The organism is Stutzerimonas stutzeri, assembly GCF_002890895.1.
GTDB lineage: Bacteria > Pseudomonadota > Gammaproteobacteria > Pseudomonadales > Pseudomonadaceae > Stutzerimonas > Stutzerimonas stutzeri_AB.
On record NZ_POUL01000005.1, the window covers coordinates 405,665 to 423,107 of the forward strand.

Annotated in this window: 15 protein-coding genes; 3 read left to right on the top strand and 12 right to left on the bottom strand. The window is 61.7% G+C overall.

What is annotated here, in order from left to right:
* Positions 1 to 95: 95 nt before the first annotated feature.
* From CXK96_RS12315 to CXK96_RS12350, 8 genes are all read right to left on the bottom strand, one after another.
* Positions 96 to 1,079, bottom strand: a complete 984-nt coding sequence (locus tag CXK96_RS12315; protein WP_102836728.1) for a FecR family protein — start codon at positions 1,077 to 1,079, stop codon at positions 96 to 98.
* Complete coding sequence (locus tag CXK96_RS12320) at positions 1,076 to 1,591, bottom strand: RNA polymerase sigma factor (RefSeq protein WP_102836729.1); 516 nt, start codon at positions 1,589 to 1,591, stop codon at positions 1,076 to 1,078. Before CXK96_RS12320 ends, CXK96_RS12315 begins: the two co-directional genes overlap by 4 nt.
* A gap of 121 nt (positions 1,592 to 1,712) precedes the next feature.
* Entirely contained in the window at positions 1,713 to 2,417 is a 705-nt protein-coding gene (locus tag CXK96_RS12325) for a 3'-5' exonuclease (RefSeq protein WP_102836730.1), read from the bottom strand.
* Entirely contained in the window at positions 2,414 to 4,348 is a 1,935-nt protein-coding gene (locus CXK96_RS12330; protein WP_102836731.1) for a putative nucleotidyltransferase substrate binding domain-containing protein, read from the bottom strand. The genes CXK96_RS12325 and CXK96_RS12330 overlap by 4 nt, the downstream gene beginning before the upstream one ends.
* A 197-nt stretch (positions 4,349 to 4,545) precedes the next feature.
* Positions 4,546 to 4,950, bottom strand: a complete 405-nt coding sequence (locus CXK96_RS12335) for a phosphate ABC transporter substrate-binding protein (RefSeq protein WP_102836732.1) — start codon at positions 4,948 to 4,950, stop codon at positions 4,546 to 4,548.
* Positions 4,951 to 4,961: 11 nt separating this feature from the next.
* Positions 4,962 to 6,110 (bottom strand): hypothetical protein, encoded by a 1,149-nt coding sequence (locus CXK96_RS12340; protein ID WP_102836733.1) that lies wholly within the window; start codon positions 6,108 to 6,110, stop codon positions 4,962 to 4,964.
* A gap of 20 nt (positions 6,111 to 6,130) precedes the next feature.
* Complete coding sequence (locus tag CXK96_RS12345; protein WP_102836734.1) at positions 6,131 to 7,753, bottom strand: methyl-accepting chemotaxis protein; 1,623 nt, start codon at positions 7,751 to 7,753, stop codon at positions 6,131 to 6,133.
* 200 nt (positions 7,754 to 7,953) lie between these two features.
* Entirely contained in the window at positions 7,954 to 10,134 is a 2,181-nt protein-coding gene (locus CXK96_RS12350; RefSeq protein ID WP_102836735.1) for a malate synthase G, read from the bottom strand.
* Positions 10,135 to 10,429: 295 nt separating this feature from the next.
* Between CXK96_RS12350 and CXK96_RS12355 the strand changes: the two genes are divergently transcribed.
* Positions 10,430 to 10,948: a glycine cleavage system protein R gene (locus tag CXK96_RS12355; RefSeq protein WP_102836736.1), complete on the top strand. Its 519-nt coding sequence runs from the start codon at positions 10,430 to 10,432 to the stop codon at positions 10,946 to 10,948.
* 7 nt (positions 10,949 to 10,955) lie between these two features.
* Here the strand turns inward: CXK96_RS12355 and rarD are convergent, their stop codons facing one another.
* Positions 10,956 to 11,849, bottom strand: coding sequence for an EamA family transporter RarD (gene rarD / locus CXK96_RS12360; protein WP_102836737.1), 894 nt, complete (start codon positions 11,847 to 11,849; stop codon positions 10,956 to 10,958).
* 187 nt (positions 11,850 to 12,036) lie between these two features.
* Here rarD and CXK96_RS12365 point away from each other — a divergent pair, with 187 nt between their 5' ends.
* The gene (locus CXK96_RS12365) at positions 12,037 to 12,804 is read left to right on the top strand and encodes an SDR family oxidoreductase (RefSeq protein ID WP_102836738.1); all 768 of its coding nucleotides are present in this window, start codon (positions 12,037 to 12,039) and stop codon (positions 12,802 to 12,804) included.
* Positions 12,801 to 14,399 (top strand): alpha,alpha-trehalase TreF, encoded by a 1,599-nt coding sequence (treF, locus tag CXK96_RS12370; protein ID WP_102836739.1) that lies wholly within the window; start codon positions 12,801 to 12,803, stop codon positions 14,397 to 14,399. Before CXK96_RS12365 ends, treF begins: the two co-directional genes overlap by 4 nt.
* Before the next feature lie 184 nt (positions 14,400 to 14,583).
* Here the strand turns inward: treF and CXK96_RS12375 are convergent, their stop codons facing one another.
* Genes CXK96_RS12375 through CXK96_RS12385 form a run of 3 tightly spaced genes read right to left on the bottom strand, consistent with a single transcriptional unit; the run spans position 14,584 to position 17,225 of the window.
* A complete protein-coding gene (locus CXK96_RS12375; RefSeq protein WP_102836740.1) occupies positions 14,584 to 15,084 on the bottom strand; it encodes an LEA type 2 family protein in 501 nt (166 codons plus the stop codon).
* Between the two features lie 8 nt (positions 15,085 to 15,092).
* Entirely contained in the window at positions 15,093 to 15,854 is a 762-nt protein-coding gene (locus CXK96_RS12380; RefSeq protein WP_102836741.1) for a slipin family protein, read from the bottom strand.
* Positions 15,855 to 15,857: 3 nt separating this feature from the next.
* On the bottom strand, positions 15,858 to 17,225 hold the full coding sequence (locus tag CXK96_RS12385; protein WP_102836742.1) for an NfeD family protein: 1,368 nt from the start codon (positions 17,223 to 17,225) through the stop codon (positions 15,858 to 15,860).
* Between the last annotated feature and the right edge of the window lie 218 nt (positions 17,226 to 17,443).

Genomic DNA, 17,443 nt, shown 5'->3' on the forward strand with positions numbered 1-17,443 from the left:
AGGAATATGTCTCAGTTATTCGTCAGGCCGGGCGAGAAATGAAAAGTGATAGGGGGGGCTGAAAATATTTTTATAGGCCTGCGCAAGCGCTGCTGTTACATGTCCGGATGGCTGGCCGCTTGCGCCGGAACCACCTTGACCCACCAATCGGTGTGCCGCTCGATCTGCACCGGCAGGCTGGGTGGCAGCGCAGCCAGCGCGCGGTCAGTGTCGTACAGCGGAAAGCTGCCACTGATACGCAGGGATTCGAGGCTTGGATCGAGGCCGAGGTAGCCAGGGCGATACTCGCGAAGTTTTGCCAGCAGCTCACCCAACGGCAGATCTTCCACAACAAGCATGCCCCGGCTCCAGGCATCTGCCGCGGCCGGCGCCTGTTCATTCTGGTCGAGATGATCGCGGTGCATCAGTACCTGCTCGCCTGCCTGCACAGTGCGACCAGCTTGCAGGTCGCTTGGAAGCGCGGCCACAGCGGATCGGAGCACGATCAGGCGGGTCGCATCAGCCTCTCGGCGAACGATGAATCGCGTGCCGAGCGCACGCAGATCGCCCTGTTCGGTTTCGACGATAAAGGGTCTCGAGTCGTTAGCCGGTGCTGTTTCAACAAGCACCTCACCGCGGTGCAGAAACACTCGGCGCTCTTGCTGATCGAAGCGAACATCCAGAGCGCTGCGGCTGTTCAGTTGTATGTGGCTGTTGTCGGCCAGCGTAACGCTCAGCTGTTCACCCGCGCCGGTGCGCTCGTCGGCCAACCACACGGGTAACGGCTGCGACTGCAGGGCCATTCCGACACCCAAGGTGCCCAGCAGGGCCAGACTGAGAAGCGCACGCCCAGATGTTCGCCGTCCGGAGTTCGCACTGAGCTGCAGCGCTCTTCGCGCGGTTGGAGAGTCAATGGTCCCGAGTTGCTGATCGATACCGCCTAGCTGCGCCCAGGCCTTGCCGTGCTCAGCACTTTCATTCAGCCAACGCTGCAGTTCTTTTCTGGCCTGAGCGCTTACCGCACCGTCCCCAAGGCGTAGCTGCCAGGCGATGGCCTGATCGAGAACTCGGGCTGATACCGGCTGCCGATCCAGACTCATCTTGGCTCACCGTAAACGGCGATGTAGCACTGGCGCAGAGCCTGGGCGAGATACTGGCGCACGCGCGGGACGGATACGCCGAGCCGCGACGCGATCTCCGCATGGGGCAGACCGTCCAGACGGTTATAGAAGAAGGCTGCACGTGCATTGGCTGAGAGCTCGCCCAGCATCAGGTTCACTTCGCGCAATGCCTGAAGTACCTGCAATTGCTCTTCGGCACTGGGCTGCGTTTCTTCCGGCTGCTGGGCGAGTTCATCAAGGTAAGTACGCTCCAGTGCACTGCGACGAAAATGGTCGATCAACAGGCCGCGGGCAATCGTCGCCAGCAAGGTGCGTGGCTCACGCAAATCACCTATGTCGTCACGCTTGAGCAGTCGGACGAAAGTGTCCTGGCTCAGGTCTTCGGCGCGATGAGGGCACGCCTGGTGGCGGCGCAGCCAGTTCAACAGCCAGCTGCGATGATCGCGATACAGCGAGCCGACGAACTGTTGATGGGTTGACCCAGCCGACAAGCGAATGCTCCAAGGCCGATGGATGGCCAGTAACGAGAACTATTCGCACATGATCGCAAGTTGTCGCCAGCGGCGCAACGCGGATGTCGCGCTCATTCATCCGTGACTGTTTAGCCGAGCGCTACATGAATTGAGCCTGTTGCCGTTTGCGCCAGTTAGCCAAGCGCAGGTTGATGGCATGCAAGCTGTCCAGCCCTTGTCGGTGCGCCTTGCTGAACAGAATCAACGCCAGCTCGGCGGTGGCCAGTGCATCGGCGCTGGCGTGATGGCGCTGCAGCACATGCAGGCCGAAATGCGTGCACCAGTCGTCCAGACCATTCTGTCGCGGGCGGTTGTCTGGGCAGAGCATCGGCGCCAGTTCGGCGACATCGATGAAAGGATGACGCAGCTTGTAACCGAGCGTTTGCTTCAGTGCACGGGTCAGCATGCGCTGGTCGAAACCTGCGTGAAACGCCAGGATCGGGCTGTCGCCGACAAACTCCATTAGATCCAGTAGCGCTTCAGCAGGGTCCTCGCCCGCTTCGAGTTCGCTGGGCGCGATCCCGTGGATCAGCACACTCTCGCTAACCTTTTGTGCCGGGCGCAACAAGGTCGATTCGAACTGATCGCCCAGTTGGATGCCGCCTTGATCGATCACCACGGCGCCAATGGACAGGACGATATCGCGGCGCATGTCCAGGCCGCTGGTCTCAAGATCGAGCACTACCATGCGCTGCGTGGGCAGCGGACAAAGGCCCAGCGCGGCGGGCTCGGCAAGTTGATCGCGCCGTTGCAGTTGTTGCAGTTCGAGGGTCGGGCCGCGATGTCTGAACCAAGGCATATTCATAGCTGATAGCGAACCGCCAGGCTGCTCTGCAGGCGCTGCGCCTGGCGAAAGGATTCGCGCAGGATACGCCGGTCCAGATGATTGAGGGTGTCGGGGTCGAGTCGGTTTGAATACGGCCGTCCTTCGCGCGCCTGCTGCTGATGCTGCTGCATGCGGGTCTGCTGGATGAAATGGTAGGCCTCTTCGTAGGCCGCGCCATCCTTGTCGTCAATGACATCCTTTTCGACCAGCTGGCGCAGTCGGTCCAACGTGTTACATGCGGTGATGCCGTGGCCCAGCGCGAGCAGGCGCGCGCCGTCGACGAAGGGCGTCAGGCCCTGCACCTTGAGATCCAGGGTCGCCTTGCCGTCGCCTTTGCGGGTCACCACAAAATCGCGAAAACGCCCCACAGGCGGGCGATGGCGCAACGCATTTTCCGCCATCATGCGCTGGAACAATCGGCTCTCGCCCACTTCTTCAAGCATGTTGGCGCGCAGCTGCTCGCAGCCTTCGCTGGGCCCCCAGATTGCGCGCAGGTCGAAATAGATGGTGCTGCTCAGCAGATTTTCCGGTGTCGATTCGCGAACGAAGGCACTGAAGCGTCGCTGCCATTCCAGCCGTGACAGGCACAGCTGTGGATTGCTGGCCATGATGTTGCCTTTGCACAGGGTGAAACCGCAGGTGTCCAGATCGCGGTTGATGCGCTCTGCGAGCGGCAGCAGGGACCCTCGGATCTGTGCAGCTTCGGCTGCATCGGCGGCTTCGAAGAGTATGCCGTTGTCCTGATCGGTATGCAGGGTCTGCTCGCGACGCCCTTCGCTGCCGAAACACAGCCAGGTGAAGGGAATGCCGGGGTCGCCAAGCACTTCGATGGCCAGCTCAATCACGCGGCAGACGGTATGGTCGTTGAGCAGGGTGATGATGTGGGTGATCTGTGTCGACGACGCGCCGTGTGCCAGCATGTTGTCGACCAATTGCAGAATGCGGCTGCGGATGATCACCAGCGTCTCGACGCTGTCGGCGTGGGAAATCGCCTGCGCCAGGTGAACCAGGTCGACGCGCTGCAGCGAGAACAGGTCGCGTTCGGAAATCACCCCACTGAGCAGACCTTTATCGACGACACAGACGTGAGCGATGTGACGTTCGGTCATCGCAATCGCGGCATCGAATGCGGTTGCATCCGGTGGCAGATGGAAGGGGTCCTGCGTCATGAACTCGGCAATCGGGACGGACAGGTCGGTCGTGCCGGTGCCGATCACCCGGCGCAGATCGCGCAAGGTGAAGATGCCTTGCGGGTGAAGTTCGAGGTCGGTGATCACGATGCTGCCGGTGTTGTTCTCGTGCATCAGTGCTACCGCATCGGCCAGTGGCATCGATGGCAGGCAGGAGACCGGATGGTGCAAAGCGAGCTCGCCGATGCTTGTCTCCAGCGAGTATTGTTCGCCCAGGCTTTCCACGGCCCGCATCTGCGCCTGCTGATTGACCAAGTCGAGCAGGCTGCTGACGCCACGCATGGCGAAGTCACGAAATGCGGCCGATTTGGACACCAGCTTGATGAAGGCGGGCTTGCTCAACAGATAACAAAAGGTATCTTCGGCGGCGAAGTGCCCGGTGCGAGTGGCCCGTTCGCCCATTAACGCGGCCATCGGGAAGCATTCGCCAACGATCACTTCAAAAGTGGTGTCTGTGCCGCGCTTGCTGGTGTGTGGGCGCTGGCCATGCACGCGGCCCTGCTTGATGATGTAAAAGTGTTCGACGACACCGTCATCGGGCGAAATGATGCAATCGCCTTCACTGTAGAAGCGCAGCTGGCAGTTCTCTACCAGATAGGCGAGATGTCCCGGTTCCATCTGGTTGAAAGGCGGGTACTTGCGCAGAAACTCCATGGTCCCATGAATGTTCTGCAGCACGGCGGTCTTGCCTGCCTCGGCGAAAGCATCGGCTTTGCTCATGGTTCGGTTCCATTTTTTGGGCCCAATGGTGGGCTGTGGGTCCGGCGTGGCACATTGGACGTAAGTCTAGTCGCGCGGGCGCCGCATCGGGCTGACACGGGTCAGCTCATGGAGCCGGGGTGTTGCAGGGTTTTTCGCTCATAAAAAAACCGCCCGATGCAGACGCAAGGGACGGTTCTTTCAGTTGCAGGTCAAGATCACGGCAGGGTGAACAATACCTTTACCGAATCGTTGACTGCCGCGCTTTCGACGTAGCCGATGGCGTCGGCTTCCGCCGCAACTTTCGCGACCATTGCGGCCTCGTCGGCCACACTGGTCATCGGCTGGCCTTTACCAGTGAACACCAGACCGGACCAATACGACTTGAGCTGCGACTCGTTCTTGTTGGTCACCGCGGAGTAGAAGCTCTCTTTGGCCGGCGTCCAGTCCTTGAGGTCGACGCCTTTCATGGACTTGTCCTTGCCCAGAAAGATGTTGGCGACCTCAGACTGCGACGGCGCTTTGGCCGCGCCTGGATTGACGATAACGGCGACCTCAGCCTGAGCCAGGGATGCCATGCCAAGCAGTGCAACACTGCCGAGGATGCGAAGGGATGCTTTCATCTGGACGCTCCTCAGAATACGAAATCGACGCCGACGGAAACGATGTCACCGTCGTAGTTGCGGGCTGGAGCAATGCCTACCGCATTTTCGAATACTTCCTGAGCATTGCGGGTAAACACGCCGTCATAGCCGTTCTTGGTGTCGACGCGCTTGTACTCGCCCTTGACCACGACGGTCGGGGCGGCCTGGTAGTTAAGGCCCAGAGTCCAGGAGCTCTGACGACCACCGTTGTCGTCCAGCTGTGCATAGGTCACGTGTGGCAGGAAATCACCGAAGCGACGACCCCCCATGAGGTAGAAGGAATCGATCGACTCCATGTCATCGTTCTCGACCATGCGCGAGGTCCACTCGTTGCTGCTGATCCAGACACCGTTGTCGTACTGGTAGCCGATCGAGGTGAATTTGCCTTTTTCCTTGTCGAGATCAAGGAGCGAAAGCGAACGGTTCGCGCCCAGGCCGATGGCGCTGGCGTCTACCGTGCCGCTGATGTCGGTGGTGATGTCGGCTTCCACGTAACCGATGCGCAGGGTGCCGAAATCGTTGGTCGCCATGCTCACGCTGGCGCCGAACAGCTTGCCGTAGTCGATATCGAACTGCTCGTCGTAGGCATAGTAGTCACGGTTCTTCGACTGGCCACCGGCAACCTGGAAGGTCACCGAGCCGTAGGACAGCGGCACGGTGTAGACCGCGTCAACGCCTTCGTAGTTGGTCACCTGAACCTGGCTGTAAACCTCATCGGGCAGGCGCAGCCAAGGGTAGCTGTAGCCGACGTCAAGGCTCTCGGAGTACATGTACACCGGGCTACGCAGGCGACCGGCACGGAGCATCAGCTGATCATTGGTCTGCCACGACAGGTAAGCCCACTCGAGGTTGGCTTTCCATTCATCCTGCTGCGCCTTGACCGTGGCCTGAACGGTCACACCGACGGTGTCGGTCACGCCGTAGCTCAACTGCGCACCTAACTTGGACAGCTGGTCGCCGCGCCAGGAATCGTTGGTCTGGCCTTGAACACCATAGCTGCGGCCGTCATCTTCGCCACCCAGGTGGGTGACGCCGACAGTGCCAAAACCGTTTAGGCGGTGCTCACCTTGCTCGAGAGCGAAGGCTTGAGTGGTTGCCAGGCAGACGGCTGCCAGGCCGATAACACGTACTGCGGTCATCAGGATGCTCCTAAAGCAATTTAAACGCGGAATTGGGCCGTGGCTGCACGCAGGTGATCGCCCGTGCTGACCAGTTGCTCGCCCATTCGGGCAGTGGCTTCGGCGCCGTTTGCGGTTGCTTGTGCGTCCTGCTGCAACACTTGGGTTTCTTGTTGGATGGAACTCGACAGGCCGATCTGCTCCTGAGTGAACTGAGCGATACCGGCATTGAGTTCGTCGATCTGGTTGACGGTGCGGGCAATGGTTTCGAGCAACTGGGTCGCTTCGACCGAGCGTTCGATGCTGGCGCGCGATTTCTCGCCATTGCTGTTCATCACATTGAGCACGGTGTTGGCGCTGCTTTGCAGTCGCTGGATGATCTGCTGAATCTCGGCAGTGGAGGCGGAGGTTTTCTGCGCCAGGTTGCGTACTTCGTCAGCCACTACGGCGAAACCGCGGCCCTGTTCGCCGGCCCGGGCGGCTTCGATGGCGGCGTTCAATGCGAGCAGGTTGGTCTGTTCGGCAATACTACGGATCACGGTGAGCACCGAGCCAACTTCCTGGGTTTCCTCTTCCAGCTGCTCCATGGCCTTGACTGCGCCCATCACACTGTCGCCCAGGTCGCTGATACCGGTCGACAGGCTGCCAACGTGCTCACGCGCGGTGGCGGCCTGGCGCGCGGCCGAGTTGGCTTCGTCCGAGGCCTGCTGCGAGCGCTGCGCGACCTCCTGGATGCTGCCGGTCATGGTGAGGATGTCGCGGGTGATGGAGTCGGTGTGGTGCTGCTGCGACTTGGCGTTCTCTTCCGAACCCTGAGTCAGGTTGTAGAGTTCCTTGGAGACCTGGCCCAGGGGGCTGGCAGCTTCGATGATCTGGCGGATGGTGCGCTGTAGCTTGTCGAGAAAGCCGTTGAACAGCTCGATCATGGCGCCGATCTCATCGTTCGACTCGACATTGACGCGCTGGGTCAGGTCGCCGTCTCCACGTGCGATGGATTGCAGAGAGGCGATCACGCCGCGTACGTTTGACATCACGCTGCGAATCACCAGCCAGGCGCCAAGGCCCACAACCACGATCAGCACCAGACTCAGGATGATTCCCAGTCGAGTGGTGTTCTTGTTGGCTTCGCGGGTTTCGGCCAGGGTCTGTTGGAAATCCTGGTAGGCGCCGGTGCGGAAGTCAGTGGCCAGTTTCTGCGCTTGGGCAAGGTCACTGGCCATACGATCCAGGCTCGGGCGCAGATCATCGAATGAGGCACTGCCGTCGATCAGCTTGGCGGAAGCGTCGAGCGCGTTGTCGGCGTAGGCCTTGACTGCCTTGCGCCAGTCGTTGAGCGCCTGAAGCCGTTGCGGCTGGGTGTTCAGAAGCGTGGCGAGCGCCTGCTGCTGCGCATCGATTTCACTGAGCCCTTCGCGCGCTTCGCCGAGAATGCCCGACTCTCCGGCGGCCACGGCATTGTTCAACAGGCCGGGAATACGGGAGAACTGAAAGATCACCGCGTCAGCCTTTTCCAGCGTGGGATAGCTTTGTGTTTCGATGCTGACCAGGCGGGAATCCGTCGCAGACAGCTGCAGCGAGGTATAGCCGACATACAGAATCAGCCCGAGCAGGGCGACGGCGGGGACCAGCGACAGCTTCGCAGTGAGCGAGAAATTCTTGAACATGCATCGACTCCACAGTGGGTGGCGGATACTACGTAATGGCCACTAGAGGCGCATTGCCATCTGTCGGATAAATTGTGACTTATTTTGGAAATCCGGTCACGTTATCGGATGTCGCAGGCGGAACTTGAGCGCCATTGGGCGGCAAACACCCATAAAAAAACCGCCCCGAAGGGCGGTTCTTTGTGCAGCAGCGCTGCGGGTTACAGGCCGTTCTTGGCCTTGAACTCGCGACGACGACGGTGCAGGACCGGCTCGGTGTAGCCGTTGGGCTGCTTGGTGCCTTCGAGGACCAGCTCCAGGGCAGCCTGGAAGGCCACGCTGTTGTCGAAGTCCGGCGCCATCGGGCGGTATACCGGGTCGCCCTGGTTCTGACGATCGACCACAGGCGCCATGCGCTTGAGGCTTTCGACCACCTGATCCTTGGTTACCACACCGTGACGCATCCAGTTGGCTACGTGCTGGCTGGAGATGCGCAGGGTGGCGCGGTCTTCCATCAGCGCGATGTCGTTGATATCCGGCACCTTGGAGCAGCCGACGCCCTGTTCGACCCAGCGAACCATGTAGCCGAGGATGCCCTGCGAGTTGTTGTCCAGCTCGTTGCGCTTCTCTTCCTCGGTCCAGTTGGTGTCTTGCGCCAGCGGGATGGTGAGGATGTCGTCGATGGACGCTTTCTCACGCTTGGCCAGTTCGACCTGACGCGCCTGCACGTCAACCTTGTGGTAGTGCATGGCGTGCAGGGTGGCGGCGGTCGGCGACGGTACCCAGGCGGTGTTGGCACCGGCCATGGGGTGGCCGAGCTTCTGCTCAAGCATCGCGGCCATCAGGTCAGGCATGGCCCACATGCCCTTGCCGATCTGCGCTTTGCCTTGCAGACCGCAAGCCAGGCCCACGTCGACGTTGTTGTTTTCGTAGGCACTGATCCACTTCTCGGACTTCATCGCAGCCTTGCGTACTACCGGGCCGGCTTCCATGGAGGTGTGGATTTCGTCGCCGGTGCGGTCGAGGAAGCCGGTGTTGATGAACACCACACGCTCGCGCGCTTCCTTGATGCAGGCCTTGAGGTTGATCGTGGTGCGACGCTCCTCGTCCATGATGCCGACTTTCAGAGTGTTGCGCGGCAAGCCGAGGACGTCTTCGACGCGACCGAACAGTTCGGTGGCGAAAGCCACTTCTTCCGGGCCGTGCATCTTCGGCTTGACGATGTACATCGAGCCGGTGCGGGTGTTCTTGCGGCTGGTGTTGCCCTTGAGGTTGTGGATCGCGGCGAGGCTGGTGAACAGGCCGTCCATGATGCCTTCCGGGACTTCGTTGCCGTCCTTGTCGAGGATGGCATCGTTGGTCATCAGGTGACCGACGTTACGAATGAACAGCAGGGAACGGCCGTGCAGGGTGAGTTCACCGTTGCCGTCGGCCTGGGTGTAGACGCGGTCAGGGTTCATGGCGCGGGTGATGCGCTTGCCGCCCTTGTCCAACTCCTCGGCCAGGTCGCCCTTCATAAGGCCGAGCCAGTTGCGGTAGACGATGGTCTTGTCATCGGCATCGACGGCGGCGATGGAGTCTTCGCAGTCCATGATGGTGGTCAGTGCCGATTCCATCAGCACGTCTTTGACGCCGGCTGCGTCGGTCTGGCCGATGGGGCTGGCCGGATCGATCTGAATCTCGAAGTGGATGCCGTTGTGCTTGAGCAGCACGGCAATCGGTGCGCTGGCATCGCCCTGGAAGCCGCGCAGTTGCGCTGGGTTCTGCAGGCCGGTGGTGTTGCCATCCTTCAGCGAGACGACCAGCTTGCCGGCCTCGATGCGGTAACCAGTGGAATCGGCATGCGAGCCGGTTTCCAACGGGGCGGCTTCGTCGAGGAAGGCGCGTGCATAGGCGATGACCTTGTTGCCGCGGATCTCGTTGTAGCCCGGGCCCTTGGTGGCACCGTCTTCTTCGGAGATGGCATCGGTGCCGTAAAGCGCGTCGTACAACGAGCCCCAGCGCGCATTGGCGGCGTTCAGCGCGAAACGCGCGTTCATGATTGGCACCACCAGCTGCGGGCCGGCCATGCTGGCGATTTCTTCGTCGACGTTCTGAGTAGTGGCCTGGAAGTCTTCGGCTTCCGGCAGCAGGTAACCGATTTCCTGCAGGAAGCTCTTGTACGCCGCTGCGTCGTGGGCCTGACCGGCACGCGCCTGATGCCAGGCATCGATCTGCGCCTGCAGCTCGTCACGCTTGGCCAGCAGCGCGCGGTTCTTCGGCGCCAGGTCGTGGATGACGCTGGAAGCGCCGGCCCAGAAGGCATCGGCATCAACGCCGGTACCAGGAATCGCTTCGTTGTTCACGAAGTCGTACAGGACTTTGGCGACCTGCAGGCCACCGACTTGAACGCGCTCAGTCATTACTCGCCTCACTTGGTTCTTCTTCAAATCTGTCGGACTGTTTCTTCTTGTAGTCCGGGTCGACGGATACTACATGAAGCCGTTCGGAAAATCAGTCCGCCACTCGGCGTAGGCCCAGGGCCCGCAATTGTCTGTTCATCGGGCAGCCAGAGGGCCTTGGAATCGACACTTTGCCGCGGCGTCGACGGTGTTTGTTCTATACCTATGGAGTCGCATGCCACGGGAGCGGTCCATTACTCTCTACAGCCGCACGGCCAGCGCCGGTTGCCGTATTTCCCTATTGAAGGAGCCACAGATGGATCATCTCGTACTTACCGTGATTGCCGAAGACCAGCCGGGGCTGGTCGAATGCCTGGCCAAATGCATCGCCGAGCATGGCGGCAATTGGCTGGAGAGCCGCATGTCGCGGATGGCTGGTCAGTTTGCGGGCATCCTGCGGGTGGCTGTGCCCGCTCAGGCCCACGCCGATCTCAGCGAGGCCTTGCAGCAGCTTGAGCAGCAGGGCATTCGTGTGCTCTTTGCTCAAAGCGGCGCCGAGCCGGAGCGGAGTTGGCGGATGATCCAGCTGCAGCTGGTAGGCAACGACCGCGCCGGTATTGTCCGTGACATCACGCAATTGCTGGCCCGGCACGGCGTGAACCTGGAAAGCCTGGACACCGATGTGCTGCCTGCACCGATGACCAACGAGTTGCTGTTCCGGGCCGATGCACGGTTGGCCGTGCCGACCGAATTGTCCCTGGACGACCTGCAGGAACACCTGGAAACGCTTGCCGATGACCTGATGGTGGAGCTCAAGCTGCAGCCTGCCGACTGAGCTGCCGTCAGCGCACGCTGGCTTTACGCATCAGTCGCCAGGCGTCGTAACTGTAGACGGCAAGGCCGGCCCATATGCAGACAAAGGCGAGCTGGCGATCAGCCGGGAAGGGCTCGTCGAACACCCACACCGCGAGCAGCAGCAGCAACGTCGGCGTGATGTACTGCAGGAAGCCCAGGGTCGAATAGGGCAAATGCCGGGCCGCTGCGTTGAAGCACAGCAGCGGCAACAGCGTGACGGGCCCGGCGGCCACCAGCCAAAGCGCTTGCGGTTGGGTCCAGAACGACCATTCGGTGCTCGGGCCGCTGCCAAAGAAGAACAGCCAGCCCAGCGCGATCGGCAGCAACAGCCAAGTTTCCACTACCAGCCCCGGCAGTGCGGCGACAGGTGCTTGCTTGCGCAGCAGTCCGTAGCTGCCGAAGCTCAATGCCAGAGCGATCGACACCCAGGGGAAGTCGCCCAAGGTAACCAGCTGCAGCAGCACACCGATGGCTGCCATCGCCACAGCCAGCCATTGCAGCGGGCGCAGCCGCTCGCGCAGGACAATCAGCCCCAGCAGCACGTTGACCAGCGGGTTGATGTAATAGCCCAGGCTCGCTTCGAGCATGTGGTTGTGGTTCACCGCCCAGACGTAGATCAGCCAGTTGCTGGCGATCAATACGCTGGAAATCATCAGTACGCCGATCCGCCGCGGATGGGCCAGCAATTCCTGCCACCAGCCGGGGTGGCGCCAGAGGCTCAGCACCAGCGTACCGAACAGCGCCGACCAGATGGCTCGCTGAGTGACGATCTCGAGCGCCGCGTACTGCTCGATGGACTTGAAGTAGAGCGGGAACAGGCCCCAGATGGAAAAGGTCATCAGACCCAGTAAGTAACCCTTGCGCAGATCAGCGGTGGCCATGGATGTCCTGATAAACGGGGCGGCGGAGAGCCGGTCATTTTGCGCTTAGGTAAAGGTATTTGTCTGCCTCGGGCGCTCTCGGAAGCATTCGCAAACACCCGCCATTGAACGTGCCCGGCTGCAGCCCGTCAGACATTGCACGACTCAGGGGTCGCCGCTGCGACTCGACAGCCACACGAGGTGTTCGATGAAACTGCAGAACAAGGTCGCCCTGGTTACCGGCAGCTCCCAGGGCATCGGCCGCGGCATCGCCATACGCCTGGCCAAAGAAGGCGCCGATCTGGTGATCAACGGGCGGCACGATGACGAGCAGGCGCGTGAAACACTCGAGCTGGTGCAAGCTCAGGGCCATCGGGCCTGCTTCATCGCCGCTGACGTTGCAGAGCCCGCCAACTGCTACCAGCTGATCGAACAGGCGGTCGAGCAGATGGGCCGGCTGGATATTCTGGTCAATAACGCCGGGGTGCAGAAGCACGCAGCCTTTCTCGACGTGAGCGAGGCGGATTACGACCAGGTGCTGAACGTCAATCTGCGTGGCCCGTTCTTCCTGTCACAGGCCTTTGCTCTTCACCTGCGCGACACTGGACGCGGCGGGCGGATCATCAACAACAGTTCGGTTCACGAAGAACTGCCGTTCCCCAACTTCAGTGCTTACTGCTCCAGCAAGGGCGGACTCAAGATGCTGACGCGCAATCTCGCGATCGAGTTGGCCCCGCTGGGGATCACGGTCAACAACGTTGCCCCTGGCGCGATTGAAACGCCCATCAATCAGACCCTGATGAACGAGCCGGAGAAGCTTGCCGGGCTGCTCGAGAACATTCCGGCCAAGCGTCTCGGGCAACCTCACGACGTGGCGGGAGCGGTGGCCTTTCTCGCCTCGGACGATGCCGACTACGTCACCGGCACTACACTGGTGATAGATGGTGGACTGCTATGGAATTACAGCGAGCAATGACCGATACCTCTTCGAACGCCTTCGATTACGACACCCGCGCGGTGTCGGCCGCAGATACGCTGAGCCCGGCGGACCGTTACCAGGAGCTCTTCGTGGCGGTGCAGATGCAGCGCGTGTTTCCTGACAGCAAGACCTTTGTCGACTGCGCCCCTCGGCAGCATCCAGAGCGCATCCTGGAAGCCTACCGGGCACAGAACAGCCAGCCAGGTTTCGATCTGCGCAACTTTGTCCTTGAGCATTTCGAGGTCTACCAGCGAAAGCCAATCGAGTTTGTCGCCGACCCCGACAATACCCTGGCGGAGCACATTGATCGGCTCTGGCCGGTGCTGACCCGAAAGCCGCGGCAGCACCCGGAGTTTTCCTCGCTGTTGCCGCTGCCCCACGACTACGTGGTGCCGGGCGGTCGCTTTACCGAGCTGTACTACTGGGACTCCTACTTCACCATGCTCGGTCTGGACGAAAGTGGCCATTGCGAGCTGCTGCGGTCAATGGCAGACAATTTCGCCTACCTGATCGACACCTACGGTCATGTGCCTAACGGCAACCGTTCCTACTACCTGAGCCGCTCGCAGCCGCCGGTTTTCGCGTTGATGACCGATCTGTTCGAGGAGTCCGGCGTGCACCGCGCCAGCGATTACCTGCCGCAACTGCGCAAGGAACATGCGTTCTGGACCGACGGCGACGATCAACTGCGCCCGGGCGAGTCTCATCGGCGCTGCGTCTGTCTGGCCGATGGCAGCGTGCTCAACCGCTATTGGGATGAGCGGGACACGCCGCGCGAGGAGTCTTACATTGAAGACGTCGAAACGGCGCGCTCCTCCAGCCGGCCCGCCCATGAGGTTTATCGCGACCTGCGCGCCGGGGCCGAGTCCGGGTGGGATTTCAGTTCGCGCTGGCTGGGCGATCCTCAGCGGCTATCGAGCATTCGCACCACACAGATCATTCCGGTGGACCTGAACAGCTTTCTCTACAACCTTGAGCGCCAGATCTCCCGTCTCAGTCACGCCAAGGGCCAGCATGACTGTGCCGAGGCGTTCCGTCAGCGTGCCGAAAAGCGTCTGGCTGCGATCGACCATTACTTGTGGAACGAGCAGCAAGGCGCCTATTTCGACTACGACTGGTGCCTGGCGCAGCCGCGGGACAACCTTACCGCCGCGACTCTGACGCCGCTGTTCGTCAAGCACGCCAGCGCCGAGCAGGCGGAACGGGTAGCTGAGGTTGTTCGTGAGCGGCTGCTGGCCCCCGGCGGACTTTCCACCACCGAAGTCAGTGGCAGCGGTGAGCAGTGGGACCGCCCGAACGGCTGGGCGCCGCTGCAATGGATGGGCATCCGTGGACTGCAACACTACGGTCACGATGCGCTGGCACTGCAGATCGAAGAGCGCTGGCTGAAGATCGTTTCACTGCTGTTCGAAAGCGAGAGCAAGCTGGTGGAGAAGTACGTGCTGCGACCCTGCACCGAGCACGCCGGTGGTGGTGAATACCCGTTGCAGGACGGCTTCGGCTGGACCAACGGCGTGACTCGCAAGCTGATGCAGGCCGACCCTTCTCATGAAGCTCACCGTTGTCGAGCCGGCCGCTGCCAGGTGGAGTAAGCAGGGCGGACAGCTGCCGCGACTGTGGCGGCTCGGCAGCCCTGCCATTTGCGAGCGAGCGTTCCTACTCAACGAGACCGGATGCCTTTTGTAGGAGCGAGCTTGCTCGCAGAGCGTTGGGAGATGCCGGCAGCTAAGTTACCCGCTTGCCAGAACGCGCTTGCCGGCTGCGAGCCCTAGAGGGCTACCGCCGATACGGGCTAGGCAGCGCGCCGTTCAGATCAAGCGTGCCCTTCTCCACGAACCGCTGCGTGCCGAACGTCCTGCCGCCCGCCAGCTTGCCTCGCAGCACATAGGGCACTTCATCCATGCCGATATGCTCGGCCAGGCCCAGCGCTTGCCGCGCGGCAGAGAATGCCGAGATGGTCATCGGCACGCTCAATACGGTCTCGCCGAAACGTGGGATGGTGCCGCTTGCGTCGCTGACGCCGCTGGCCAGGTTGCGCCCGTTGATTTCCAGCTCCAGCGCGATGCCGTCGTAATCCAGTGGCCGATCGTTGGGGTTCTGCACCCGCAGTTTCACCGCCATGCGCAGCTCCAGTCCTTCCCCGGGCAGCGGTTGGATGCCGGCCACCTGTACGTTGAGCGGGTCGTGCTTGAAGAAAGCCGCGCAGCCAGCGAGGGTCAGCATCAACAGGCAGACCGACAGCAGGCGAACAACGGGTACGGCGGATCGCAAGGGCATAGAAGTCTTTACTCGGTTTTCTTGGTGAGGTTGCCCATGCCCTGCAGCAGCTCCATGGGCAGCGGGAAGACGATGGTCGAGTTTTTGTCGCCAGCGATATTGCTCAGCGTCTGCATGTAGCGCAGTTGCATGGCGCCGGGTTGGCGCCCGAGCATCTCGGCGGCCTGCATGAGTTTTTCCGAGGCCTGCAGCTCGCCTTCTGCATGAATGACCTTGGCGCGACGCTCGCGTTCCGCTTCTGCCTGCCGGGCGATGGCACGAATCATCGATTCATCCAGGTCGACATGCTTGATCTCGACATTGGCGACCTTGATGCCCCAGGCGTCGGTCTGTGCGTCAAGCACCTGCTGGATGTCATTGTTGAGCTGTTCACGCTCGGCCAGCATGTCGTCCAGATCATGTTTGCCAAGCACCGCGCGCAGCGTCGTCTGCGCCAGCTGGCTGGTCGCCGAGTGATAGTCCTCGACCTGGATGATCGCCTTCTCGGCATCCAGCACCCGGTAGTACACCACCGCGTTGACCTTGACCGAGACGTTGTCACGCGAGATCACGTCCTGAGTAGGCACATCGAGCACCAGGGTGCGCAGGTCGACTCGTACCATCTGCTGGATGCCGGGAATGATCAGGATCAGCCCCGGCCCCTTGACCTTCCAGAAACGGCCCAGCTGAAACACCACGCCGCGCTCGTATTCGCGCAGGATGCGGAAGGTGGATGCCAGCAGCGCAATCAACAGCACTGCGACGGCGACAAAACTCATTTCAAAACCCATGTTTCACCTCTTCTCGATTGAGGGCCCGTCGGCCGCGGTCACATCCAGTTGCAAGCCATGCCGTGCTACCACGCGAACCTGTTGGCCCACCTGCAGCGGCGCCGTTCCCCGCACTTGCCAATGCTCGCCGTGCAGCTGCACCCAGCCGTTGCCGGGACTATCGGCCTCGACACCGGTGATTCGGGTAAGCGTCCCGATCAGCTCGCCATCACCGGTGACCACAGGCTGCCGCCGGGCTTTGAGCGCCATGCTGACGATGGCAAAGACCAGCAGCGCGCTGATGACGCCAAGGGTGCCGATCAGGGCCAATGGAATGCCGAAGCCTGGCACCTCAGTGTCGATCAGGATCACTGAGCCGGTTACAAAGGCGGCAACGCCGCCAAGGCCCAGCACGCCGAAGCTGGGCACGAAGGCTTCGGCGACCATGAACGCAAGGCCCAGGAGAATCAGGGCGACCCCGGCATAGTTGATTGGCAGCAATTGCAACGAAAACAACGCCAGCAGCAGACAGATCCCGCCAATGACGCCGCCGGCGCCGGTGCCTGGGTTGGAGAACTCGAAGACCAGTCCGTAGATGCCGATCATCATCAGGATCAGCGCAACGCTGGGGTTGGTGATCACGGCCAGCAGGCGGACTCGCCAGTCCGGGTCATGGCGCTCGACAGTGGCGCCAGCTGTCCTCAATGTCTGCGGGCCGGTGTTGGTCTGGATGGTTTGCCCGTCGAGCTGGGTCAGCAGGTCATCGAGGTCGTCAGCCAGGTAGTCGACTACGTTCAGCTCCAATGCCTCGGTTGCCGACAGACTGACGGCCTCGCGCACAGCCCGTTCGGCCCATTCGGCATTGCGCTCGCGCAATTGCGCCAGGCCGCGGATATAAGCGGCTGCGTCGTTCACCTGTTTGCGGCTCATGGCGTCGCCGCTCTTTTCGTTTTCTTTATCGGCCTCCGGTGAAGGCACCGGTGGGCCGCCGCCGCTGCCACCGATCTGCACCGGGGTTGCGGCGCCGAGGTTGGTGCCGGGGGTCATTGCGGCGACGTGGCTGGCGTAGAGCAGGTAAGTGCCGGCGCTGGCCGCCCGCGAACCGCTGGGCGTGACGTACGTGGCGATCGGCAATGGGCTGGCGAGGATCTCCTTGATCATCGCGCGCATCGAGATATCCAGCCCGCCAGGCGTGTCCAGCTCCAGCACCAGCAGCTGCGCATCGGCCTCCTGCGCCCGCTGGATGCCGCGGATGACGTAATCGGCGCTGGCCGGGCCGATAACACCGTCGACCCGCAGCACCATCACCGGCCCGGCCGCCTGTGCGGCACTGGCGAAGGCCAGCATCAGGCCAAGCAGCCAGGCGAACCGGTGAACCAGACGACGATGCATCAGCTGTAACCTCCCGGTCGGCGGCAGGCCGATGATTGATGACGCGGTTCTCTGAGGATAGTCCAGTCGGCCGCAGGTTCCTCTTCGCTGTGCGGTACCTTGACCCAGGTCAGGCCAGGAGGCAGCGCCCTCTGGACGCCGCGTGGTCTGCGAGCCTCACATCTCGTGCAGGACCGAACCAAAGGGGCGGTCTACGGCGCAAGGTGCGTGCCGTTGCG